We start from the raw sequence: 22,674 nt of genomic DNA on the forward strand, positions 1-22,674 counted from the left end.
AATGGCCAGCAAAGTGGACGGACAGCTCAGCTTCGACCTAACCCCTTCGCCCCCTATCGCACGCGAGAACGGCGAACTTGGCACTACCCGTGTTCTCTCGCTTTGCGCTCATCGTGAACGCAGAGACGACGCAGAACGCGCGCGATATTTTTCCGAAATCATCAAGCTCGCCGATCACCTCCAGCGCAAAGCCTGAAAACGTCGGAGCGTCATCGAGATACAGCGCGGGCATCAAAGCCCCCGTGACCAGGTGTGCTTTGCCAGCTCAGGCGGGCGGCGGCAGCGCCTCACGTTTGCTTCGGCGGAGCTCCGCCGATAGCGATATCGCCGTGGTTGCGGGCATGAGACCTCGCCTCACCTCGTCGAGCAGAAAGACAGCGGAAGACAGCCCGTCTACGCTGTTTATCGCCGTCGCTGCGATGCTGACATCGTTGTTATTTGGGCTGGGGCTAACATTGTCATCGCAGGAAATTTATACCCAATCGGCTGCTGCAGCCGATCGGGATCTGATCTTCGTTGATCGAGCGTCATCGCTAGCTGTCCGCGCACTACGATGCGGCAGCGTCGGTTTCGGCGAAGCTCGAGGATGGTACCGAATTTGCCGCCGCCGACGAAATCAGTGGCCAAAGAAACCTGGCTCTCACTGAGCATGCCAATGTGCTCATCCGCTCAACGCCAACCACGATGGCCGGCGTCATTGCCCTGACGCGATATGTCGCCGGCCTGCGGGAGTGGGAGCTGCCCGATGATGATGCGTGGCACCGAGTCTTCTTACGAGGGCTGGCGGACGCGATCGATGAGATCGGCATGGCGAAGCAGCGTCGGCACATTGGAAATTGAAAAAGGAGGGGCATAGAAATGCGATTTTTCATGTTTTTTTGATCGGCATAATTGGATTGGCTTCGTCGAAACCGTCTCTGCTCGCTCGTGCACCGAGCAAGGAGCGCTGTGCGTGAATTGGGCGAAAGCAAACGTTCCTGACGCGGCAGGGCGGCGCTGGCTCGCCTTTCGCCAGCACAAGAACCGCAACAAGGATCCGGTCGACCTCGTGATCCCGATCTTGCCCCAGCTCGAGTCCGTGCTCGGTGCGTCCAGGAGGCTGGCGCGCTCGGAGCCATGACGTTCCTGGAAACGATTTACGGCAAGCCGCACACGGTCAAGGGACTGGGTAACTGGTTCGCCGATAGGTGCACGGAGGCCGGTGTTCCTGGACGCGTGCACGGGCTCCGCAAGGCTGGCGCGACCCTGGCCGCGCAGAATGGGGCGACACCACATCAGCTAATGGCGATGGCGGACGCTGCAGCAGGCCGAGCTCTACACCAAGGCCGTGCAGCAGCAGTTGATGGCTGGCGGCGCCATGAAGCTCCTGACCTTCACGCCAGGTGGTCACGAGACCGAGGAAGAGTGAGCAACACGGCGGTAGAACCGCTTGGAATTCAATGGAAGCTCTTTGTTGCTCACCATCCGAGAATTAGCTGAAATTCCTCAAACTTGCATGCCTTGCCGGGCCCACCAGGCAAAATCAGCCGGCTATCAGATCTCCTTTTGCCGTTCGTCAACCACCGCACTAGAAACGCCTCGCCTGTCGCCATGGACATACATTGGCAATCGGCAAGCTACAGCTTCACGGGCGGCCTCGCCACGGCTTCTCCGCGTGATCGCAGATTCGACGGCCCGTTCCGCGCGAAATGGCTAGGCAGCATGCAAAGGTCCTCGCAGCAGCGCTTCTACGCTGGCTGCGATCTCCACCAAGCGCCGGTCGGCGTTTCTACGGCCGATCAGCATCAGGCCGACGGGAAGGCCATCGAGGGGCAACGGTAGCGAAATCGACGGGCAGTCGAGCAGGTTGGCGACGCGTGGATTGCGCAGCACGAGGCCATTGAGTTCATGGAATGCCGCATCCTCCGTAACGGAAGAGGTCAACGGCGCACGGATTGGCGTCGTCGGCAGGACGAACACCTCGTTGTTGCCAAAGGACCGTTCGAAGGACCGGATCGCTGCCTGCCGGAGCCGCACCATGCGCACATAATCCGTGCCGACGATGTTGGCTCCGCTCTCGATGCGTACGCGCGTTCTAGGATCAATCCCGTCCAGCTCCGTGAGGCCCAAACTGCGCAAGGTTGCGCCGACCTCGACCGATGGGAACGTGCCAATCCTGTCGATCTGTGCGAGATCATCGAGGGCCGCCTCGATGGTCCCCTCCTTGATCTGCAAGCCCGCTGATCGCAGCCGCTCTATCGCGCTCTCAAACGCAGCGAGCACCGCGGGTTCACATCGATCGAATAAGCGCCCGCGGGCCACGACAAGGCGGAACGTGCTGGGGGATGCCGGCCGCAGCCGCGACGGCGCGACTTCACCTGAAAGCACCTGATCAGCCGCGAAGCAATCCTCGATGTTCGCGGCAATCGGACCGATCGTGTCGAGGCTCGATGACAGGGAGAACGCGCCGGTCGTCGGCACAAAACCGCTGGTCGGCTTGAAGCCGACCGCGCCCGATAGGGCGGCGGGGATTCGGATCGAGCCGCCGGTGTCGCTGCCAATGGCGATCTCAGCCATGTCGCCAACCACGGACACGACAGCGCCCGCTGAAGAGCCTCCCGGAACACGGGTGCGGTCTCGAGGATTGGTCGGCATCCCGTCGTGTGGGTTGGTACCCAACGCGGAGAAGGCGAACTCCGTCATCTGCGTCTTGCCCATGACGATGGCACCCGCAGCCCGTAACCGCTTGACGACCTCGGCGTCTTCAACGGCAGGTGCCAAACGCCGCAGGACAGCAGACCCTGAGCTCGTGACTGTGCCAGCGATATCGAACAACGCCTTCACCGAAACGATGCGCCCGTCGAGCGGACCGCGAGGCGTTCCGGCAGCGGCGCGCCGATCCGCAGCTTCTGCCTCCCACCGGGCGCTGTCTGCGAAGACGGCCGTGAAGACGTTCTTTGCTTCCGGCGAATGGATCCGCCCAAGTGCCGCCTCCAGCCGTGCGACGGCCGAAGGGTTCGATGGATCCTTTGTTGCTGTCATGACACGCGCCGGGTGAAGATGCCCAGCCCCAACGCGCTCGGCTTCACCTGCGCAGCAGCCGGCGTGGCAGCTACGACACCGAGCGCGAGTGCCCCGGCAAGGCCATCCACCACCCATCGGACATTGTCTTGCGGCATGCCGCGATCCAGCCTGAAGAGCCGTCCAAGTGACAATAGGCGACGCGCAACGCCGACGGAAATATCCTTGGACGCCATGATGTCTCTTCCCCCTGGTCGGTCTAATGATGTTGTGCGGCAGCGATCCCGATCACACCGGATCGAAATAGTGCATCTCCAGAAGCAGGCAGCCGTTCACCGACTTGAACGGCCCATGTGGTAGTCGTTCTTGACTGCTCAAAGCACAAGCTCTTAGTAGAACTTGGCGCATTGTTCATGCTGTCTGGAGCAATAGTCGCATTCTTGCGGCGCAACGAGGCCGGTAACGGCCGCAAAGCCGCGACAACATGCGTTCAAACCTCTACCGGAATTGCCGGGCTGAATTTGATCCGCAAGCGTGCCATACAAGGCCATTGGCGACACAGGAAAGTCGAACCATGTTGCTTCTCAATCAGCATATCGATCACCGAGCACCCATGGTTGTCGCAGACACCGACACATTGAGCGCTGGAGCTGCTCGGGAGGTGGAGCGGTTTCTCCGGCATCGCACTGGTCACAAGGAAACACCGCTGGTTTCGTTGTCGGGCCTTGCTCGTGAGATCGACGTGGGCTCGATTCATCTGAAGGACGAAGGTCATCGGCTTTGTCTCGGCAGTTTCAAGGCATTGGGCGGATCTTATGCGGTGATCCGGCTGGTGCTGGAAGAAGCAGCTCGGCGGCTTCGCCGATCTGTTGACGGGTCCGACCTTCACATGCCTGAGGCGAAGGCCGTGGCACGGGAGATGACGGTATCCTGCGCCACGGATGGCAATCATGGCAGGTCGGTAGCGCAGGGTGCCCAGCTCGTTGGGGCGAAGTGCGTCATATTCGTTCACTCGGGTGTGAGCGACGAGCGTATCGCCGCCATCGCCCGGTTTGGCGCGCAGATGATCCGCGTCAATGGCAATTATGACGACTCCGTTCTCGAAGCATCCCGCGTTGCTGCGGAAAAAGGTTGGATCACGGTATCCGACACGTCCTGGCCGGGCTATGAGCGTATCCCGGGCTTTGTAATGCAGGGATATACCGCCCTGTTGAGCGAAGCACTGCGCCAGTTGTCTGCTCCGCCGAGCAACGTCTTCGTCCAGGCGGGTGTGGGTGGAGTCGCCGCGGCCGTTGCGGGACATTTTTCGGTTCTATTTGGCGAGAACCGCCCGTTCTTCACAGTTGTCGAGCCGTCGCGCGCCGCGTGTCTCTTTGAAAGCGCCGGGCCGGCCAGCCTGTCAAGGTGGATCATGGACAATCGACGGTGATGGCGATGCTCGAATGCTACGAACCATCGCTTGTCGCGTGGCGCATCCTGTCGCGCGCGGCGGAGGCCTTCATGACTGTCGATGATGAGGACGCAATCTGCGTGATGAAGCGTCTTGCAAATCCCGGGGATGGCGACCCGGCTGTGGTTGCAGGCGAAAGTGGCGGTGTTGGTCTCGCAGGACTGCTGAAGGTTGCTTCCGATCAGGAATTGCGTGCCAGGATTCATCTTGGGCCCGATGCACGAGTCTTTCTGATCAACACCGAGGGCGCGACTGATCCTCGCCTTTATGAGGAGCTCGTTGGCGCAACGCCAGCGCAAGTGACCGCGCGAAACATTGAACCGCACCAGAAAGCGTCGAGCTCGTGAGCCTCCAGGGCGTCTTCAGCGGCCAACATTCGCTTGTAAGGGCGGCCAGCTCAACTGTGACCCTTGTCCTCGCCGGAAGGCGAAAATCATCCTTGCCGATCGCGAAACAGCGCATCGGCTAGCGGGTAGTATTCCTCAGACCACCGCGCCCAGCGTCTGGGTATGGGGCGTGCGCCGCGCTGGTTGTGCACATAGACCAGATCGTGCCGGATCGTCGAAAAATTTCCGATCGAACTGCGCGACCAGATGATCCCGGAAATATCCCGACAGATGTCGCTGTGAAATGCCAGCCGTCCAATAGGGTCTTCGGGCCTTGCGGCTCTCTTGATGATGTCACTGAACGTGAATTGCGTTGCGATCACCTTCATGGTGTTGTGGACAATCCTGATCTGCTCGTCGCCGAACGGATATACCGCCGTAACAACGTACGGCAGTCCCAACGTGCCGGCCTGCAGCGCAAACTGCCCTCCGGAGATGGCGACAATGCACGAATCTTTCTCGCTAATGATGCCATCCTCGTGATAACGACGAAATTTCTGCGCTTTGGTATAGAGTGCACTGGTTATGCGGAGCTCGACCTGCCGCCGCGGCGCGGCATGCACAATTCGTTCGCTTGTGCCCGCGGATAGCAGCTCAGGGACCTTGTCCAGATTTTTCTCGTCTCCCTTTGCGGGCGCGATTGCCTCGATCCAGATCGTGCGCCTGCCCTTGCGGATGCCGAGATCCGGCCCCTTGTCGCCGTTCCTGCAGAACGCGATGTCCTTGCGCGAAATCAGCTTCTTCCGGCCGCGTACCAGGTGCGTACCGAGATACATTTCCCAGAACCGGGTGTCGGGCTGTCTTGCAAACTCATTGCGAAACGCCTCGTGGCTGGTTCAGCTCCGTGAGCCGCTGCTCGACGCTGTGAACGGCCTTGCGAAGCTTGCCCTGGAATCCGTCATTTTCATTGAAACCGAGGTTGCGCTGGGGCGCGACCACGTTTTGAAAGCGCGTTGCATAGAGATTGATAACCGGACGCAGGGCAATCGTCTGCTTCAGCGGGTCATCCTCGGGCAAGGCCGCTGCAAATGTTTCGACACTGGTCAGATCTGCGAGCTGCCGCTCATGGTTCTCGGCGTGATTCCTGATCGATGCTTCACCGGGTTTGCGCAGGAAGTCGCTCGCGATCTGTCGCGACTGCAGGAAACCTTGTGACAATGATGCGACGCGGGCTCTGAACTCGTTGCTGTCAACCGACTCGCTCTGAACAAGGCTTGCATAATTGAGGGCGGCCGCGCAGATCGCGCCCGTGGCAAGCACTCCGGAAATGCCGAGCAGTGCCATCTGGCTGCGCAATCCAATGCGGAGGCCCCTCGATGGCCCGCCGCTCTTCGTCGCAACTTCCCTCATGTTTACCCCTTGAATAAGTTCATGGCCCGGTGCGGTGCAGTGAGCGCGGCTTCGACGGGCGTTTTTCGATCTTGAGCTGAACGGGAGTTGACCTGGTTCGTTCGGTCGTTGACAACCGGCTCATTAGGTCAGATTGATTTCGAAATCCTGAACTCGCAGTGTACATGCTGATCGACGTCAACGGCGGCGACAGATCGGCGATTGCAGTCAGCTGCCTCCAATCTGCGAGCAATCGATCATTCGCGAACAAAAGCTGCAGATTACTCGCGACAATCGCCGCCAAGCAGCGCATGAGATCGACTAGTGATCTTTTACTCGCGCTATCGCAGAAGAAAGCGCGCAACTCGCAAACCTGAAGTTATCGCAAGTTTGGAGCTCCCGGTGAGTGATCGACCCGCTCATCTCGATACTCCTCCAATGGCCCCTTGGGGCGTTTCCTCCCTGCCTTGGCCGCGCGTAGACTTCGCGCGGCCTTTTTTCTGCATCGAGCAATCGATGCCGATTGACATGCGGGATTCAGCTATTTTGAGTGCCAAAGAACAGCATGGAGCGAGTGGGGGTGGATTGATGACGCAGATCAAGACTGCGCCTCAGAACGATTTGAACGTGAAGACGATAGCATTACAGCGTGCACGCAACAGGAACGGCCGTCCCTGGACCGCAGTTGAGAGACACAAGCTGCGAGGATTGATTGAGCGAGGGCTTCCAGCAAGCACCATCGCGCGAACTCTCAGGCGGCCGCTGGCTTCGATTACGGATATGGCCACCAGCCTGGGGTTGCTCTGGAACAGCGAATAGGGCCTCAAACCGATCGCGGGCCAATCGAAAGGCAAACTAACCGATCAACACCCGTTCGCGATCGACCACGTGAATACGTGCGGCTCGAACTGAACACTTCACCTTTCGAGCCGCGAGGGCTACATCACGGCGGCATGGCGTGTCATCGACCCGATACTGGCTGGCGACGTTTATTGCGCAGCGCTTGATTGCCCTCGAGCTCATTTGATCCGCCAGCCTTCTACTGCCGGCGCGATCATTGAACCCGGCCCCTTTTGCAGCCCTCCTGCGGTACGGCAAGCTGACCATTGCATCGAGCTCGCCAGAACGAGTCCTCAAGCTTGACAGACGGCGGGTCGAAACACGGCGACGCATCAAGGGCACGATCGGGCGTTCGGCTGATTCCAGGGAGGACGAGCGTCGCGCAGAACTTCTCCTTGCGTCCGAAAAGGACCGTGTCGAGAACACGATGTCGTCGACCTCCTGCGCAAGGACCTGTCGCGGGCGTGCACACCGCAATCGGTCGGCGCTCCAACGCTATAATTATTATGCCGCCCAGCTAGAGTATGAAATCATCGTGGAAGAGCCTCTGGTCCGCTTAGCCGATTCCACCACGCTAACGTCATGGCGCTGGAGTCACGACGAGAACGTTCCATCTCGGTCTTCAAATCAATCTGGACAATCAGCTTGCTTCGATTGAGAGTCGCATTGGCCGGGCTATCCCAGAGGGGACCGGATGGTGGGTCGATATGCGCGACCGTAGCCCCAACGTCGGCAAGAATCAGCGCCACGGCCGGGCCCGCAATGTACTGGCGGAAATCGATGACCTTGACGCCGAAGAGAGGCAGGGTTGAACGTCACATCCACTATGCAACTCCGTGTTCAACCGTGATGACTGTACTCGCCCGGGAACGGACCGCGGTGAGTTAGTGCTCAGCGCAGCCCGATACTTGCACCAACGCGCTCCGGACGAGGCAGCGTCGCGTGCAGCCGCGCCAGCTCCAGCACACGCTCCCGTACTTTTCCCTGCACGGGTCCGCTGCGTCGGGTCGCTGCATTGACGTAGATCAGCATCTGCTCGCCTGTGGCTACCGGCCTCTCGTCACCCTCGCGTCTGAGAACGTGGAAGAGATGAAGGCGCTTGTCGTCGACACCGAGAATTTGCGTGAGCACCTGGACGCGGTCGCCGACATACAATTCACCAAGATGAGACAGGTGCGTCTCGACGGTGTAGTAACCGCCGCAGCTTGATCGATGCTCGCCGTCGATGCCGATGTAACGTTCCAGAGTGCCAGTGGCGCCGCTGAAGAGCTGAAGATACCGACTCTCATTGACGTGCCCATTGCCGTCAATCCAGTCGGACGGCATCTCTGCCGTCGGCGTCCTCAGAGGGCCGGAGCCCGTAGTTGGATGAGGCCGAGGAACGCGTTCGCGCAGTCCCCGCTCCCAACGCGCAAGCGTCTCGCCCGGGCCGTAGCCCTGTGAGCGCAATCCCTGCAACACAGCCACAAGAAGGTCGTCGCGTTTCTGTGCGGCAGGGATGTCGAAGGGGTCTGCCTTCACCTGCTCGTCTGCCTGCTCGGCCGCCTTGTCCAGGAAGGCGCGGTTCATGTCGGGCGCGTCGGTGAGCCTGGACCACGGCCACTTGAATGCCCATCGCTCGATGTTCTGGCGCATGCCCGCCGCGCCATCGGCCATGCGATAGGCACCGATGGCCGCCCGACGCAGCCCCCAGGAGTAGCGGACCGCGTCATCAAGCTCCTGCACTGTGGCCAGATCGTCTTGCAGCAGCCACAGCGCTTCGCGTGAGACCGCTTCCTGCAGCCGGTTCGCGATGAAGCCCTCCACTTCCTTGCGTACCACCAGCGGGTGCATCCCCACCGCGCGGAAGATCGCCGCTGCGCGTTCCAGCATCTCGGGCGCCGTGCGCTGGCCGCCGCACAATTCGACCAGCGGCAGCAGGTACACTGGCTGGAAGGGGTGAGCGACGAGGAAAGACTCGGGGTGATCCATCCCCGCCTGCAGCAGCGACGGCCGAAGCCCCGAGGTCGATGAACAGATCAGCGTGCCTGGCCCGGCCGCCTGACTGGCCGTGGCGAGCAGCTGCTGCTTGAGGTCAAGCCGCTCCGGCGCATTCTCCTGCACGAGTTCCACGCCGCGCACCGCGTCCGCGACCGAGTTTACCACCGCCAGCGCCCCCTCGGCCGGCAGTGGGACCTGCGTCAGCCGCCGATACGCCCGCCGCGCGTTGGCCAGCACCTTTTGCACATACTCGACTGCATTGGGCGCCGGGTCATACAGCTGCACATCCACGCCGTTGAGAAGGAATCGCGCGGCCCAGCCACCACCGATGACCCCGCCTCCCAGCAGCCCGGCTGCTCGTGGCAACCTCCCGGCGATGTTCGACTTGTCAACCATGAGTTTTGGATGCCTCAGGAACGGACGTTGAGCTTGAGCTTTTCACGAACGTCATCCGGGCTCATCACCCTTACCCCCATCCTCTCGAGAATCTCGACTGCCCGCTGCACGAGTTCGGCGTTGGTGGCGAGCCGTCCTCGCGAGAGGTAAAGGTTGTCCTCCAATCCCACCCGGACGTTCGCGCCAATCAACGGAGCTAACGCTGCATACGGAAGCTGCATTGGACCGATCGAGAAGGTCGAGCAGACAGCACGCGGCGGCAACCGGTTGACCATCGCCATCAGCGTCGTCACGTCATTGGGCGCACCATAGGGAATCCCCATACATAGTTGAATCAACGGAGGATCGTCGATCAGTCCCTCCTTGATCAAGTCGTGCACTAACATCAGATGACCCGTATCGAACACTTCGAGTTCAGGACGCACCCCGAGCTCTTTCACGCGAGCGGCCATTTTGCGCAGCGTTGGATAGGTGTTGATCATGACGTACTCACGGGCGCCGAAGTTCATCGACCCGCAATCCAGCGTGCAGAGTTCCGGGCGCAACTCCTCCACATGGACCAGCCGCTCAAGCGCCCCCACCACGTCCGTCGAGGGGTCCGGCGGCAGCGGAGTGTCGGGCCCACCGAGCACGAGGTCCCCGCCCATTCCCACGGTCAGATTGATCACCGGATTCACGTCCGACATCCTAATGCGTTGCACGACGTCCCGATACAGCGCCGGATCCCGCGACCCGCGCTGCGTTTTGGGATCACGCACATGGATGTGCACCGCCGCCGCTCCCGCCCGCGTGGCCTCGATCGCCGACTCCGCAATCTGCTCGGGGGTTACCGGTACATTCGGCTGCCTTACCGGCCCGCCTCCAGTAACCGCACAGGTAATGAACACCTCCGAAATCATCCTCATCTACTCCTTTGCTGAAAGCTTGACTTTTACCGAGGTAGGCCAGCCGATAAGTGGTGCATCTCTCGAATAGTACGGGGTCTGGCGATCTGAATTTCTTAATGGAGACCTTCGCGGAGCAGTAATTCTGCGCCTGAGCGTCGAAATCTGAAGCTTTATCTCGTAGACATTTGCGGCACCCGAGCAAGTCGCTAAAGTCATCTGAGCTCTAGAATAGATCGGTCCTGACGCTTGGCCCTTGACTGCTGATCCGCCAGCCGCGTCCGCGCGCTCGCAAACGCACTTGACCCTCGGGCAGCGCCTTCTGTACCGGCGAAGCGTTCAACCACGGGCCACAGAGCACTTGGGTCCCGCGCGCTCCCAGTCACTGCGGATCGGCGCGCTGTTCGCAATTGTCGTCCTCGCGACTCATGGCAGAACGCCGCCTTGCGCGACTGCATGATCAATAAGTATCGGGCCGAAAGCTGGAGCTGTTCATGAAACATCACGGCGTCAAGCTTGGCCGCGCGGTCGCAGATAACGCAGTCAGGTTCGACGCACGTTGCGGCAGAAGCCGTTGAGCACTGGATATTGCACGGCCTGCCGCAATAGCCCCAGCGAACTGCGGGGAAAACAGCCGCGAACCACTCGTACTGCGTGGCTAACGGCGCGTGCATGAGCGGCAGGCCTCCTGGCGCAACCTCGTTAGCTGCGCGTTAGGCGTTTCCTTTCCGTTTTGTACGATGATCAGTAATCTGTGAGCCCGCCTGACCATCGCGAGGTCGCCAGGGATACACCTTCGCATGAACATCGGTCGTGGTGAAGCGATGGCAAGTGCGGTGCTTGATGTCAGGCAGGAAGGTGATCCCTATGGTCGCATCGAGGTGATCACCAGGGAAGGCCGGCGGCGACGTGGACAAGAAGGAGAACGAGTTGTTCGATCCTCAGCTCGCCCTGCCGCGTGCCAACCACGCGCCCTTCGGTTACGTCTTCACAGTCATGCTCGGGGGCGTGTTGCCACTGACTAACCGGCAGGTTTATCCGCCAGGCGCATTTCAGGCGCTTCCACCGATCGCGTAGACGCTAGTCATTTGGACGTGCGGCATGGTACGCCACGCTGTTTGCAGCACTCGATATCGCGTCAGGGTTCGTCATCGGCAAATGCTATAGGCGCCACCGGCCAATCGAGAGTCCTTGAAGTTGTTCAAAAAGATCGATGGTCAGGTCCCCGAAGGGCTCGATCGTCATAGACAACTACGCGACTCACAAGACACCAAAGATCAAGGCGTGGCTCGCCCGACGGCCGCACGATCATATCCACTTTACGCCGACTTCGAGTCGTGGATCAATCAGGTCGAGCGCTGGTTTGCTGAACTCACCAGAAAACAAATCCAGCGAGGCATTCACAATTCCGTCAGGCAGCTCGAGGCCGATATCCGCACCTTCATCGACCTGCACAACAAAGTCCCAGACCCTTCAAATGGACGAAGTCTGCCGACCAGATCTTGGCTTCCGTCAAACGCTTCTGCCACAAAGCCGAGCGACTTTATGTGGCGAACTTTAGATTCACGTGACTAGCCTGCCATGGCGGACTCGCGCTCGGCTCGATGATCGAACCCGCTGCTCCGACGTGACGCTATGCAGCAACGCGCCGAGTTCAATACTGGCACTGGGACGGAGCGCTCAGCTCAATTAGTTCCTCTTCTGTGCGCTGGCAGCGGATGCGGGCACCCTTCGAGAGCTGACGGAAGGGCGTAGGCTCAACATCGCAGCAGCCCGGGATGCGCACCGAACAACGCTCGAAGAAGCTGCAGGTTTCGCCACGGGCTGGCCGGGCGACGCCGGCGGACGCCTCCTTCAACACCGTCTCGTTGATGCCGTCGAGCCAGCCCTGCCGCAACTCGGGCACCGAGGAGATGAGGAGATTGGAATAAGGATGCAGCTGGCGCAGCGCGCTGCGGCTGCCATGCTCCATCATCTGACCGGCATATAGGATCATCACCTCGTCGCACACGGCTTTGACCGTCGATAAATCGTGGCTGATGAAAAGGTAGGCGACGCCAACTCGCGCTGCAACTCGGCGAGAAGGTCGAGTATGGCGGCTACGACACGGTGTCGAGCGCCGAGGTCACTTCATCGCATAGCACCGCCGTGGCGACGCCGCCAACGCCATCCTGGCCGCTGCCGGGTACAACTTGCGACGCCTCGTCCGGTGGCTCGGGCTCTTGCTGCGTCTGTTCCTCACCGCGCTCTTCCCCGGCGTTCGACTCAATCCAGCGTGAGATCGACGTTCTTCACGGGCGACTAACGTGCTGTAACCCCTCGAAAAAGAATCAAGTGAATCGGTGTATTCCAGGCGCAAGGCGCTAGGGGCGCTGCCGATTCGATCCAGCTGGAAGATGCGATCGCACGGACACAGCGTTCTTCTTCCAACTGTCATCCATCGGCGGACTTCTGATCAACGGGTCGCCTCGTCCAGTAGGCCTACCTGCAGTAGTTCGCGAGGGCACATCCGCTGAAAATAGCCACAGGTGCGAAGCGAACGGGCATGGCCGCGACGAGCCCGCGTCGCTGCCTCTTTCCGAAGACAACCTTCATATTGGTGTGGCGGAGCTCCTGGCTGCATGGCCGCCGCCTGCACTTGACACTTGCTTGAATGACTGGCGCCGGCATGCAGCGCGTCGACACCTGGCGGTCGAGAAAGACAAAAGCGTTTAGCACCGGTCCGGCCGGTCGCCGTGCTTAAAACAAATCTGCACGTTGGGTTGGTTGGCTTTGAGCGCGTCAAGCATTTTGCTCATCGTCAGCGCAAGGATGATCCGATCCATGCATTGAACTCTTTACTCGAAACTCGCCAGGGCGCGTATCGGGCTGCCGGATCCGCCACGAATCTTGAACGGAAAGCCAACGAAGCGGAAGCGGCCACGTCCGACCAGTTTGTCGAGATTAAATAGGCATTCCATGAGAGTGATTTCGCGCTCGCTGCAGATCTGGTGCGCGCGGATATTTAATTCACCCGCAGGTGACGGGCTGACTGCCTCCACGCCGAACATACCGATTGCCCTTATCTGCCAGCCAATGCACTGACTCCGGCGCCAGCCCAGGAAAGTCATGGGCGTAACGCGAATTGCCGTACAGGCGATCGTTCGTTGCCATGTAAACGAGCACGGTATCGTTCGGCATGATTTCTTGATCAGAATTTCTCAATGCCTCCTCCATCTCGGTTGACCATGATAGCGTGCTTGAGCGGCACGCGCGACAGATCGAGACAGATCCCTGACGTATAAAAATTCTTGAGTGGAACCTGATCGATCGACATCGCGCCCGGACGCCCATCGAAATGCACGGGAGCGTCGACATGCGTGCTGGAATGGTCGCTGAACGAGATCGACAGCATCTTCCAACTGGAAGTCATGTTGTCCTCTGTGTACTTCGTTTCCTGATCGTCCCAGACTGTGATGATCACCGGCGGATGTGAAGGAGGAGCGGGCGTGCGGTGAAAAAGCTCGCGGCTGAGATCGACGAATTCCATGGTCAACTCCTTTCTCTATTTTGAAGAGCGGGACGCCCGCGGCCCCAAACAATCAACAAGTTTCGTCGACATCGCGCCGCAGTGGCGAACATTTATGTGTCCCATCATCGTCCCGCCTCGAAGGTAGTCACGATGGCTCTCAAGCAAGAACCTTTCTCCGCGGTTAGTTGTGACTTCGTCGATCTGGTAATTCTACGTCCCAGCGGGCTGGACTAGGCCATGCAACAACGGCGCTATCGCCAAGTCTGCGCCCACATGTCGCCATTCATGAGCTTCTCTGAGAGCACATCGGCAATGGACACGACGAGGCGCTCCCCTTTTTCGCGGGACGCGGCGGTTGGAAAGCCGACAACTCCGGACGACGCACTCGCAACTGGCGCGCGCCACCGGTAAAGTCCGGAGCCTACAATTTCTCCGAGCTCAGGTACGTTTGAACCCAGCCCGCACCAGCGAATGACAGATGTCCGAGAACAAGGCCAGGAACGTGGGAAAACCAAGCGTCACCGTGCCACCGAACAACATGTGATGCTCAGAAATTCCAGTCCAGACGCAGGGTAGAACTACGACAGAAACGCGGAGTGCCATCCGGCGCGCGGTCTCCAAAGCCACCGTTTCGACCAGAAGCGTGTCCACCTCGACGGGAAGATGAGGTCCGTGCTGTTCGAGTGAGCCGACAGGAACGATCGCAATAGCGTTGGCCTCAGCGCGCTCGCGCAACTGATCGGCGCGCAGGCGGCGCCAAGCGACCTCCGGGACGGCCGAAGTCGCTTTCACGTTTCGTTCTGGGGTAAGATAGTCTCCAAAGCTGCTGAAACCACCTTCATCAAAGGACGCCGCGAGAGCGTCTTTCTGACGAACCAATTTTCAACAACGTAACATTATGTCGATGACCAAAAAGTGCAATGCAGCGGCGCGTCGGGGTCCAGTATCGGCGCTGGGACGGCGCACTTACCGCACGGTCGGCTGCATGAGCTCCTCTTCTGTGCGCTGGCAGCGGATGCGGGCACCCTTCGAGAGCTGACGGAAGGGCGTAGGCTCAACATCGCAGCAGCCCGGGATGCGCACCGAACAACGCTCGAAGAAGCTGCAGGTTTCGCCACGGGCTGGCCGGGCGACGCCGGCGGACGCCTCCTTCAACACCGTCTCGTTGATGCCGTCGAGCCAGCCCTGCCGCAACTCGGGCACCGAGGAGATGAGGAGATTGGAATAAGGATGCAGCGGGCGCTGGCGCAGCGCGCTGCGGCTGCCATGCTCCATCATCTGACCGGCATATAGGATCATCACCTCGTCGCACACGGCTTTGACCGTCGATAAATCGTGGCTGATGAAAAGGTAGGCGACGCCCAACTCGCGCTGCAACTCGGCGAGAAGGTCGAGTATGGCGGCTACGACCACGGTGTCGAGCGCCGAGGTCACTTCGTCGCATAGCATCAGGGACGGCTCGGCCGCGAGCGCCCTTGCGAGATTGACGCGCTGCTTCTGGCCGCCTGAGAGCTCGTTCGGATAGCGATCGGCCATAATCGCCGGTAGGCGCACCATGTCGAGGAGCTCGGCGACGCGACGTCGTTGTTTGTCGCCGGAAATGCCGTGATAGAACTCGAGCGGCCGGCCGAGAATGCGTCCGATGGGGCGCGCCGGATTGAGGGCGGTGTCGGCCGTCTGGAACACGATCTGGACCCGGCGCAGCTGGTCGCGTGTGCGCTCGGCAGCGCTCAGCGGCAGCTTCACGCCATTAAGCATAATCTCGCCCCGGGCGGCCGGCAGGAGACCGGCGATGACTCGGGCGAGCGTGCTCTTGCCGCAGCCGGACTCCCCGATGACGCCGAGTGTCGTGCCCGATTTGATCGTGAGGCTGACATCGCGCAGCACCGGCAGCGCCGGTATGCCCTCGCGATCGACGGCGCCGTAGCCGGCAAGGACGCTCTTCACCTCGAGCACGGGCGGCGCGGAGGTCGCCTGCAAGGCATTGATGGTTGCCGTCCGCTCCAGCGGCTCGGCCGCGGCAAGCAGGCTCTTAGTGTACTCGTTCTTTGGTTCGGTCAGGATGCGCGCAGTCGTATCGACCTCACGAATGGCCCCGTCGCGAAGTACGATGATGCGGTCGGCCAGCTGCGCGACAACCGCAAGATCGTGCGAAACGTAGACCGCAGTCGTGACGCGCTCCTTGATCGCCTTCTTGAAGACCCGCAGCACCTCGATCTGTGTCGTCACATCCAGCGCGGTAGTCGGCTCGTCGAAGATCACGAGCTTCGGATCGGTGACGAGCGCCATCGCCGCGAGCAGCCGCTGCAACTGGCCTCCCGAGACCTGGTGCGGGAAGCGTTCCCCGACCCGCTCGGGATTGGGCAGGACGAGTTCGTGGAACAGCGAGACCGCCTTCGCTTCGGCCTCGGCCTGGGACATGACGCGGTGGAGCTGCGAGCTCTCGATCACTTGCTTCAAAAGCGGGCGCGCAGGGTTGAAGGAGGCCGCCGCGCTCTGCGGCACATAGGCGATATCGCGGCCGCGCAGGGACGAGAGCTCGCGCTGCCTCATGCCAAGCACGTTGCGCCCATCGAAGGTAATGCTGCCGCCGGCGATCCTGGCGCCGGACCGGGCATAGCCCATCAGTGACAGCGCAATTGTGGTCTTGCCGGAGCCGGATTCGCCGATCAGCGCTACGACCTCGCCCGGCTGCACCTCGAAGCTCACATCCTTTACGATGACGCTGTTGCGCCCGCGCTCGTCGCGTGCCGTCACGCGCAGGCCTTCGACCTTCACCAAAGGAGCCATCCTCAGTGCTCCCCGGCCGAGGACCCGCGGCCCGGCAAATTGTCAATGAGCAGGTTGACGCCGATCGTCAGTATCGCGATCGCCAGCGCCGGGACAATCACTGCGGCTGCGGCTTCGGCAAGGCCATTCATGTTCTCGCGCACTAGCGAGCCCCAATCGGCGTTCGGCGGCTGCACGCCCAGCCCGAGAAAGGAGAGGCTCGACAGCAGCAGCACGGCGAACACGAAGCGCAGGCCGAAATCCGTCAGGACCGGCCCGGCGATGTTCGGCAGGATCTCCTCGCGAATGAGATAGCCGGTACCCTCGCCCCGGGCGCGCGCGACTTCGACGAAGTCCAGCGCGTTCACATTCACGGCGAGAGCCCGCCAGATACGGAAGGCCCCAGGAGTAAAGATCACGGCAATCGTGACGATCAGCACCGGGATCGAGGAGCCGAGCGCGGCGACAACGATAAGCGCCGACATCTTGCTCGGGATCGAGATCAGCCCGTCGAAGAAGCGGCTCAACATCATGTCGACTAGCCCGCGCGACACGGCAGCCAGCATGCCCAGCGTGCCACCCATCAGGATGGCGAGGAAGGTCGCCGCCGCCGCAACGCCGATCGAGTAACGCGCACCGACGAGGATGCGGCTCAGCACGTCGCGCCCAAGATAGTCGCTGCCGAGCGGCTGCCCCCAGCGCAGAGGCCCGAACCCGTCGTCGACCAGCGCGCCGACGTCGTGCGGGGCGATGTAGGGGCCGATGATCGCCACCACGACCCAGAAGGCGACGATGGCGGCACCGATCATGCCAGCTAGCGGCAGGCGGACGCGGTGGCGCGGCGGAGCCTGCGCTTCGACCGCCGTGATCGTTTGGTCAACGCTCATCAATGGCGAAGCCTCGGGTTGGAGAGAACGCCGGCGATGTCGGCGAGCATTACCAGGAAAAGATACGTCGCGCAGAAGATCATCACGCATGCCTGGACGAGCGGCATGTCGCGGACCGATACGGCATCAACCAAGACGCGAGCAAGGCCCGGATAGTTGAAGATGATCTCGACGATGACCACGCCGCCGAGAAGGAACGACAAGCTCAGTGCGACCGCGTTGGCGATCGGGCCGATGGCGTTCGGCAACGCGTGGATCAGCGCGACCCGCATTGGCTGCGCCCCCTTCAGCACCGCCATCTCAATATAAGACGAGCGCAGCGTGTCGATTACGGCCGCCCGTGTCATGCGCATCATCTGCGCGATCAGCATGCAGCTAAGCGTGAAGACTGGCAGTGCGAACACGCGGAAGAATTGGTGGAGCGAGACAATTCCGTCCGCGTAGGACAGAGCCGGGAACCAGTGCAGGTGCACGGCGAAGATGATTACGCACAGCGTTGCGATCAGGAACTCCGGCACCGCAACGACCGACATGGTGAGAAAGCTGGCCACACGATCAAAGAGGCTACCGCGCCAGATCGCGGAGAGGATCCCGAGCGTCAGCGCGATCGGCACGGACACGACCGCGGTGACCCCGGCGAGCATGAGCGAGTTCGGCAGCCGGCTTGCAATCAGCCCGGCAACGGGCAAGTTGTTGACGAGCGAGCGACCGGGATCCCCCGAAAGAAGGGCGCCGAGCCAAAGAAAGTAGCGGACGTAGGCCGGCGCGTCGAGGTGGAGAGCTTGGCGCAGGCCTTCGATAGCCTCGGGCGTCGCGTTCTGCCCGAGAACCGCCTCTGCGACGTCGCCAGGCAGAATTTCGGTGCCGGCGAATACCGCTGCCGACACGAAGGCGAGCGTCAGGATCGCAGTCGCGATCCTGACGAGGACAAGACGGAGCACCGCCAGATTCATGACCATTCTCCTTCTAGCGATGCAGACTTGTCGCACCGCTCAGAGTTTTGCGTGATCGAACTCACTGGTCGAGCCAGACGTTTTCCGCGTAGTTATAGCCCATCATGGGGCCGACCGGGATCGGCCGCAGACCTTTCAGCTTGCTGACGTGGGCGTCGAGTGTGCTCGCAAACACAGGGATGCACTCACCCGAATCTTCGTGCACGAGGCGCTGCATCTCGCCGTACATCTCGCGGCGCTTACTGGTGTCGGCCTCAGCGCGCGCCTGGAGCAGCAACTTGTCGAAGCGCTCGTTGCGGAACCCAGACTGATTCCAAACTGCCTGGGACTGGAAGATCTGGGTGAAGATGATATCGGGGCTCGCCTTCGGGAGAACGTTGCCGAAGAAGATCGGATGCTTCATCCAGTGGCTCGTCCAGTAGCCGTCGCCTGGGACGCGCTGCAGGTTGAACTTGAGCCCGATCTGGCCGCCAGTCTGCTGCACGAGCTGCGCGATCTCCTCGGAGTTCGTTGCCGCCGGCGAGACGACCATCGGGAAAGTCTGGTTCGCGAACCCTGAGCGCTGCAGATGGAACCGCGCCTTGTCCAAGTCGAACGGGCGCTGCGGCAAACCTGGATCGTAGAAGGGACTGGTCGGGTCGATCGGCTGGTCGTTGGCTATCACTGCGAAATTCCGGTAAACCGCCCGGCGAATCTGCTCGCGGTTGAGCAGGTGCTTGACGGCCAGCACGAAGTCGCGATTCGATCCGGGTTCCCGGTCAAGCCTGAGGACGAGCGGGTGGTAGCCGCCGCCCTTGGTTTCGAACAGCGCGAGGTTCGGGACCGAAGCGATCTGTTGCGTCGAGCGCGGAGTGATCCCGCTGATGAGATGGACCTCGCCAGAGAGCAGCGCGTTGACGCGCGCCAGCTCATCCGCGATGCCGAACATCTCGATCTCATCGAGATAGGGCCGGCCCTCCTTGAAGTACTCGGTGTTGCGTACGGCGATCGAACGCACACCAGGCCGGAACTCCGCGCACTTGTAGGGGCCGGTGCCGTTCGCAGTGCGGAAGTCTGTGGTGCCGTCCTTGACGATGAGGAAGCCCACGACGCCGGCCGCGGCGAGGATGACCGGCAGGTCGACATTCGGCCCGGAGAGGCGGATGCGCACCTCGTGCGGTCCGGACGCGGTGATCTCCTCCATCTGCTCGGCGAAAATGCGGATGCCCGAGCCGAGCGCCGGATTCCTGGGCCGCCGCAGTGAGTAGACGACGTCGGCAGAGGTCAGTGGGGAGCCGTCGTGGAAGCGCACGTCTCGACGCAGCTTGATGTTCCAAACCGTCGCCCGCTCGCTGGATGCGACCTCCTCGGCGAGCGCAAGCTGCGGGGTCAGGGTCTCATCGAGCACCGTAAGCCCGCTGTAGAACATTCTACCGCGGCACCAGTCGACCGCGATATACCCCTTCGCAGGGTCGAGCGTCTCGACGGCCGAGCTCAATCCGCCTACAACCCTGATCTTGCCACCGCCGCGCGGGGTTTGCGCATGCGCGGTCTCGGCAAAGCTCGCGATTGTGCCGGCGGCCGCTGCCGACATGCCGGCCGCCATAAGCATGTTAATTACGTCGCGACGGGTTGCACTACCGCGTAACATCTTCGCAAGACACAGCTTGTCACGAGAACCAATCAACGGCATTCGAGAATCTGAATTCATTCCCCCAGTGCTCCCTGCTTTTGCATGCCGGGCGCCGACCAGAGGCTTCTCCGGACCGCCTCGTTGCGCGTTTTTGAAATATGACACTTAGACCGGGAGGTTTTGCGCACAAATGGGCGAGTGTTACGCAGCGGTTTGACGATAGAGCCGCTTCGAACGCAGTTTTCCGCTATTGCACTTGAAACTATCCGCAGCGTATGCACTTGACCTGAAGCGCAAAGTCGAGAATCCGCTGATCAACCGCGTTTTGACGCCCTCGTCGAATGAGTGGAGGAACGCGAACAGAGCCCCGCCGATGTGCGCACGAACAGGCTCGTCAGCTAAGGGATGACAAGGAACACGAGGAGCGCCGTGCGAATCCTTTGTCGCGGCGGCGATCAGATACTCCGTGGGGTAGCCGATGATGAGGCAGATGGCGGCGGCCACCAAGCTTACCTCGATCGTCTGCAACAGCACGCGCACATTTGCCGCTTGGCGAAAAAAATGCCCGATAGCTGGCGATCGAGAAATTCGGCGCGTTCAAACAACACCCCTGAGCGGGAGCGCGCTCAACTCGCCCACCGCGCAGCCGTTCTACTCTAGTAACCCAAGTCCAGACTAACCTCCCGCGTGAGTGGCTTTCCTGTTGCAAACTCCAGCAGGTTTTGAGTCCCCCACTGAATGTTGCGTTGCAGAACGTCATCGGCATTTGCAGCTTGATCTTCGGAGCCAATCACGTTCGGAAGCTTGTGAACCGCCAGACGCGATCCCGAGCCGAATGGAAAGGCCCTCCCAAATCCATAAGTCCACCAGACATCTGCTGCATAGCCACGCAGGCGACCGGATGTAAGTGCCTCATACAGAGGTTTCTCCTGAATCACACTTCCGCGCGAAATGTTGATCAGGAAGGCAGAGGGCTTCATGGCCGCAATTTCGGGCTTTCCAATCAACTGATTGGTTTCCATTGTATTGGGAATCGCTACGACAACGTAGTCACATTTCGCCAGCACTGAACATAAATCGTCGACGCCGTGGATCGAATCTACGTGTTCTACTGGCTTCCCCTTGTCTCGGCGGACCCCTAGGACCTGCATGTCGAATCCCTTTGCATGCTTAGCTATGCGACCACCGATTTGTCCAAGTCCGATGATCCCCATGGTACGACCGTCCAACATGGCTGATCGATACTCGTCCGCATATACGGGGTGGGGTTTCTGTCGCTCCTGCAGTGCTTGATGCTTCAGCAACGTTTTTTTCGCCAGGGCAAGCACGAACATCATCGCCTGCTCTGCAACCGCAACCGCATTAGCACCACGAATATTCGCAAGTTTTACGCCGCGTTGCTTAAAGAGGGAGAGAGCTCCCATTTGGCGCAGGTCATCAACACCAGAATGCAGCCAGGAGAACATTTTGAGTTTCTGTGCAATCTCCAACGCGCCTTCCGGGACGCTCAAGGCGATAATCGCGTCGGCGTCGACGACGAGATGCTTTACATCTGAGTAAGCGCAATCAAAGCGAGAAAGGTAGTCCCCTTCCGGTGCTACAACTTCTGTACCAGCCGGCATCGCCTTTTTTATACTATTGACCTCATCCTGTGTCGCATACCACAAGCAAAGTACCTTCATTGTGCCATTCCCCAAGCTAGGTTTCTTACGAGACTGAGGACACCAAACATTCGGTTCGTCTCAATCCCTCAGTAAATTTCACTGTACGCGCTGACGGTGGCTGTTTACCGCGCAATGCGCGGCTGCTCGAGCGAATTCCTGCAAAAGAAGTCGTTTCCGGCGACGAAGCTGCCCCGCTGCGTTCGTGGTCTTGGCCTCCCATAGGCCGGCTGGTACGCGCGGGCTAGCACCCATTCGCTTCGTGAATGCCCCCAAGCAGCTAGCACATCATCTGGTGCAGACTCGCCGCCGAAATTTGGCATGCGATCGCGGTTAGTCGACGTCGACACTATCGACATTCCTACGGCCGACGGTTCTCGTGTCTATCGAGGCCATCGACCGGCGAGCGACGCGAGGTGCGTCGCACTCGTCCGGGCTGCCGGCGCAATTATTCTCGGAAAGACCGTTACATTCGCGGGCAGCGCTCCTGGCAAGACTCGCAATCCGTATAACTTCTTGCATACGCCAAGGGGATCAAGTGGTTGTTGCTGACAATTCCGGTCCGCTGCGAGGACACTGGTCCAAAGCCGGATCAGGGCGCAAGCGCACCCAGCATGGCAGCGTTCCACCGAACCGGGATAGTGCCACGGGAAATCCCAACGGGAACGCCAAAGCGGTGACGACAGCGGATTTTGTAAGGTGCGAACCGGGGTGCGGAGGTAAATTGGTTAGCTCGCGATGCGTAACCAGGGCCGCGCTGTCCGGGCTAGGGTGAAATGCTGCCAATGAGAGTTGTGACCCGCAATAAGAAGGCAAATCCCTGAACGCACTGCCAGACTGGGCCAAAATGCTCACCCTCTGCGGTCCGGCAGAGAGAGCGCCCTCGAATGATCTGAGGCTATCGGCAAGACATCATGTGTAACCGGCATGAGCAGCCACGTAGGCAGTTGTTAGCCAGCGCGGGCGTAGCGGATCGGCATCCAATACTGGCGCATGGCCTCGACGGCCGCCGGGAT

General features: G+C 60.6%; 21 protein-coding genes and 4 pseudogenes. 8 read left to right on the top strand and 17 right to left on the bottom strand.

Features of this window, described 5'->3' with window-relative positions; genetic code table 11:
- The first annotated feature begins 1 nt into the window (after nucleotide 1).
- From IVA79_RS17740 to IVA79_RS17750, 3 genes are all read left to right on the top strand, one after another.
- On the top strand, nucleotides 2–196 hold the full coding sequence (locus IVA79_RS17740) for a hypothetical protein (protein WP_247554914.1): 195 nt from the start codon (nucleotides 2–4) through the stop codon (nucleotides 194–196).
- Between the two features lie 488 nt (nucleotides 197–684).
- Complete coding sequence (locus IVA79_RS17745) at nucleotides 685–840, top strand: hypothetical protein (protein WP_247554915.1); 156 nt, start codon at nucleotides 685–687, stop codon at nucleotides 838–840.
- A 112-nt stretch (nucleotides 841–952) separates the two neighbouring features.
- The gene (locus tag IVA79_RS17750; RefSeq protein ID WP_247554917.1) at nucleotides 953–1,120 is read left to right on the top strand and encodes a hypothetical protein; all 168 of its coding nucleotides are present in this window, start codon (nucleotides 953–955) and stop codon (nucleotides 1,118–1,120) included.
- A 572-nt stretch (nucleotides 1,121–1,692) separates the two neighbouring features.
- Here the strand turns inward: IVA79_RS17750 and IVA79_RS17755 are convergent.
- Nucleotides 1,693–3,021: an amidase family protein gene (locus IVA79_RS17755; protein WP_247554919.1), complete on the bottom strand. Its 1,329-nt coding sequence runs from the start codon at nucleotides 3,019–3,021 to the stop codon at nucleotides 1,693–1,695.
- A complete protein-coding gene (locus tag IVA79_RS17760; RefSeq protein ID WP_247554920.1) occupies nucleotides 3,018–3,236 on the bottom strand; it encodes a hypothetical protein in 219 nt (72 codons plus the stop codon). Before IVA79_RS17760 ends, IVA79_RS17755 begins: the two co-directional genes overlap by 4 nt.
- A gap of 338 nt (nucleotides 3,237–3,574) precedes the next feature.
- On the opposite strand from IVA79_RS17760, the pseudogene IVA79_RS17765 reads away from it, so the two are divergent.
- A pseudogene (locus IVA79_RS17765) lies at nucleotides 3,575–4,797 on the top strand (diaminopropionate ammonia-lyase).
- Nucleotides 4,798–4,883: 86 nt separating this feature from the next.
- Here IVA79_RS17765 and IVA79_RS17770 read toward each other — a convergent pair.
- Together IVA79_RS17770 and IVA79_RS17775 are read right to left on the bottom strand one after the other, a co-directional pair.
- Nucleotides 4,884–5,612, bottom strand: coding sequence for a hypothetical protein (locus IVA79_RS17770; RefSeq protein ID WP_247554922.1), 729 nt, complete (start codon nucleotides 5,610–5,612; stop codon nucleotides 4,884–4,886).
- Between the two features lie 34 nt (nucleotides 5,613–5,646).
- A complete protein-coding gene (locus IVA79_RS17775) occupies nucleotides 5,647–6,120 on the bottom strand; it encodes a hypothetical protein (protein WP_247554925.1) in 474 nt (157 codons plus the stop codon).
- 972 nt (nucleotides 6,121–7,092) lie between these two features.
- Here IVA79_RS17775 and IVA79_RS17780 point away from each other — a divergent pair.
- Nucleotides 7,093–7,503: pseudogene (locus tag IVA79_RS17780) on the top strand (chorismate-binding protein); the annotation flags it as partial.
- Nucleotides 7,504–7,619: 116 nt separating this feature from the next.
- Here the strand turns inward: IVA79_RS17780 and IVA79_RS17785 are convergent.
- The 3 genes and pseudogenes from IVA79_RS17785 to IVA79_RS17795 form a co-directional block, all read right to left on the bottom strand.
- A pseudogene (locus IVA79_RS17785) lies at nucleotides 7,620–7,811 on the bottom strand (CoA transferase); the annotation flags it as partial.
- Between the two features lie 85 nt (nucleotides 7,812–7,896).
- Entirely contained in the window at nucleotides 7,897–9,381 is a 1,485-nt protein-coding gene (locus tag IVA79_RS17790) for a 3-hydroxyacyl-CoA dehydrogenase NAD-binding domain-containing protein (RefSeq protein ID WP_247554928.1), read from the bottom strand.
- Nucleotides 9,382–9,395: 14 nt separating this feature from the next.
- Nucleotides 9,396–10,280: a 3-keto-5-aminohexanoate cleavage protein gene (locus tag IVA79_RS17795; RefSeq protein ID WP_247554931.1), complete on the bottom strand. Its 885-nt coding sequence runs from the start codon at nucleotides 10,278–10,280 to the stop codon at nucleotides 9,396–9,398.
- Nucleotides 10,281–11,174: 894 nt separating this feature from the next.
- Between IVA79_RS17795 and IVA79_RS17800 the strand changes: the two genes are divergently transcribed.
- Together IVA79_RS17800 and IVA79_RS17805 are read left to right on the top strand one after the other, a co-directional pair.
- Nucleotides 11,175–11,342, top strand: coding sequence for a hypothetical protein (locus tag IVA79_RS17800; protein ID WP_247554933.1), 168 nt, complete (start codon nucleotides 11,175–11,177; stop codon nucleotides 11,340–11,342).
- A gap of 5 nt (nucleotides 11,343–11,347) precedes the next feature.
- Nucleotides 11,348–11,826 (top strand): annotated as a pseudogene (locus IVA79_RS17805) (transposase); the annotation flags it as partial.
- Nucleotides 11,827–11,919: 93 nt separating this feature from the next.
- Here IVA79_RS17805 and IVA79_RS17810 read toward each other — a convergent pair.
- From IVA79_RS17810 to IVA79_RS17855, 10 genes are all read right to left on the bottom strand, one after another.
- Nucleotides 11,920–12,276 (bottom strand): hypothetical protein, encoded by a 357-nt coding sequence (locus IVA79_RS17810; RefSeq protein ID WP_346658188.1) that lies wholly within the window; start codon nucleotides 12,274–12,276, stop codon nucleotides 11,920–11,922.
- 826 nt (nucleotides 12,277–13,102) lie between these two features.
- Nucleotides 13,103–13,375 (bottom strand): hypothetical protein, encoded by a 273-nt coding sequence (locus IVA79_RS17815; protein ID WP_247554935.1) that lies wholly within the window; start codon nucleotides 13,373–13,375, stop codon nucleotides 13,103–13,105.
- 80 nt (nucleotides 13,376–13,455) lie between these two features.
- The gene (locus IVA79_RS17820; protein WP_247554936.1) at nucleotides 13,456–13,794 is read right to left on the bottom strand and encodes a cyclase family protein; all 339 of its coding nucleotides are present in this window, start codon (nucleotides 13,792–13,794) and stop codon (nucleotides 13,456–13,458) included.
- A gap of 420 nt (nucleotides 13,795–14,214) precedes the next feature.
- Nucleotides 14,215–14,655, bottom strand: a complete 441-nt coding sequence (locus IVA79_RS17825; RefSeq protein ID WP_247554938.1) for a creatininase family protein — start codon at nucleotides 14,653–14,655, stop codon at nucleotides 14,215–14,217.
- 87 nt (nucleotides 14,656–14,742) lie between these two features.
- Entirely contained in the window at nucleotides 14,743–16,566 is a 1,824-nt protein-coding gene (locus IVA79_RS17830; RefSeq protein ID WP_247554940.1) for an ABC transporter ATP-binding protein, read from the bottom strand.
- Nucleotides 16,567–16,568: 2 nt separating this feature from the next.
- A complete protein-coding gene (locus tag IVA79_RS17835) occupies nucleotides 16,569–17,432 on the bottom strand; it encodes an ABC transporter permease (RefSeq protein ID WP_247554942.1) in 864 nt (287 codons plus the stop codon).
- A complete protein-coding gene (locus IVA79_RS17840; RefSeq protein WP_247554943.1) occupies nucleotides 17,432–18,385 on the bottom strand; it encodes an ABC transporter permease in 954 nt (317 codons plus the stop codon). The genes IVA79_RS17835 and IVA79_RS17840 overlap by 1 nt, the downstream gene beginning before the upstream one ends.
- Before the next feature lie 61 nt (nucleotides 18,386–18,446).
- On the bottom strand, nucleotides 18,447–20,057 hold the full coding sequence (locus tag IVA79_RS17845; RefSeq protein WP_247554945.1) for an ABC transporter substrate-binding protein: 1,611 nt from the start codon (nucleotides 20,055–20,057) through the stop codon (nucleotides 18,447–18,449).
- A 141-nt stretch (nucleotides 20,058–20,198) separates the two neighbouring features.
- Nucleotides 20,199–20,537, bottom strand: coding sequence for a hypothetical protein (locus tag IVA79_RS17850; protein ID WP_247554947.1), 339 nt, complete (start codon nucleotides 20,535–20,537; stop codon nucleotides 20,199–20,201).
- A gap of 116 nt (nucleotides 20,538–20,653) precedes the next feature.
- Nucleotides 20,654–21,679, bottom strand: coding sequence for an NAD(P)-dependent oxidoreductase (locus IVA79_RS17855; RefSeq protein WP_247554950.1), 1,026 nt, complete (start codon nucleotides 21,677–21,679; stop codon nucleotides 20,654–20,656).
- 300 nt (nucleotides 21,680–21,979) lie between these two features.
- Here IVA79_RS17855 and IVA79_RS17860 point away from each other — a divergent pair, with 300 nt between their 5' ends.
- Nucleotides 21,980–22,210: an amidase family protein gene (locus tag IVA79_RS17860; RefSeq protein WP_247554952.1), complete on the top strand. Its 231-nt coding sequence runs from the start codon at nucleotides 21,980–21,982 to the stop codon at nucleotides 22,208–22,210.
- The last annotated feature ends 464 nt before the right edge of the window (nucleotides 22,211–22,674 follow it).

The sequence above is a fragment of the Bradyrhizobium sp. 138 genome (assembly GCF_023074075.1).
Classification (GTDB): domain Bacteria; phylum Pseudomonadota; class Alphaproteobacteria; order Rhizobiales; family Xanthobacteraceae; genus Bradyrhizobium.

What these genes read in the sequence shown, in the direction of transcription:
- IVA79_RS17855 (WP_247554950.1), bottom strand. Translation starts at nt 21,679, where the DNA reads ATGAAGGTACTTTGCTTGTGGTATGCGACACAGGATGAGGTCAATAGT.
- IVA79_RS17815 (WP_247554935.1), bottom strand. Translation starts at nt 13,375, where the DNA reads ATGACTTTCCTGGGCTGGCGCCGGAGTCAGTGCATTGGCTGGCAGATA.
- IVA79_RS17840 (WP_247554943.1), bottom strand. Translation starts at nt 18,385, where the DNA reads ATGAATCTGGCGGTGCTCCGTCTTGTCCTCGTCAGGATCGCGACTGCG.
- IVA79_RS17775 (WP_247554925.1), bottom strand. Translation starts at nt 6,120, where the DNA reads ATGGCACTGCTCGGCATTTCCGGAGTGCTTGCCACGGGCGCGATCTGC.
- IVA79_RS17820 (WP_247554936.1), bottom strand. Translation starts at nt 13,794, where the DNA reads ATGGAATTCGTCGATCTCAGCCGCGAGCTTTTTCACCGCACGCCCGCT.
- IVA79_RS17770 (WP_247554922.1), bottom strand. Translation starts at nt 5,612, where the DNA reads ATGTATCTCGGTACGCACCTGGTACGCGGCCGGAAGAAGCTGATTTCG.
- IVA79_RS17760 (WP_247554920.1), bottom strand. Translation starts at nt 3,236, where the DNA reads ATGGCGTCCAAGGATATTTCCGTCGGCGTTGCGCGTCGCCTATTGTCA.
- IVA79_RS17845 (WP_247554945.1), bottom strand. Translation starts at nt 20,057, where the DNA reads ATGCCGTTGATTGGTTCTCGTGACAAGCTGTGTCTTGCGAAGATGTTA.
- IVA79_RS17745 (WP_247554915.1), top strand. Translation starts at nt 685, where the DNA reads ATGGCCGGCGTCATTGCCCTGACGCGATATGTCGCCGGCCTGCGGGAG.
- IVA79_RS17860 (WP_247554952.1), top strand. Translation starts at nt 21,980, where the DNA reads ATGCGATCGCGGTTAGTCGACGTCGACACTATCGACATTCCTACGGCC.
- IVA79_RS17795 (WP_247554931.1), bottom strand. Translation starts at nt 10,280, where the DNA reads ATGATTTCGGAGGTGTTCATTACCTGTGCGGTTACTGGAGGCGGGCCG.
- IVA79_RS17740 (WP_247554914.1), top strand. Translation starts at nt 2, where the DNA reads ATGGCCAGCAAAGTGGACGGACAGCTCAGCTTCGACCTAACCCCTTCG.
- IVA79_RS17835 (WP_247554942.1), bottom strand. Translation starts at nt 17,432, where the DNA reads ATGAGCGTTGACCAAACGATCACGGCGGTCGAAGCGCAGGCTCCGCCG.
- IVA79_RS17755 (WP_247554919.1), bottom strand. Translation starts at nt 3,021, where the DNA reads ATGACAGCAACAAAGGATCCATCGAACCCTTCGGCCGTCGCACGGCTG.
- IVA79_RS17790 (WP_247554928.1), bottom strand. Translation starts at nt 9,381, where the DNA reads ATGGTTGACAAGTCGAACATCGCCGGGAGGTTGCCACGAGCAGCCGGG.
- IVA79_RS17830 (WP_247554940.1), bottom strand. Translation starts at nt 16,566, where the DNA reads ATGGCTCCTTTGGTGAAGGTCGAAGGCCTGCGCGTGACGGCACGCGAC.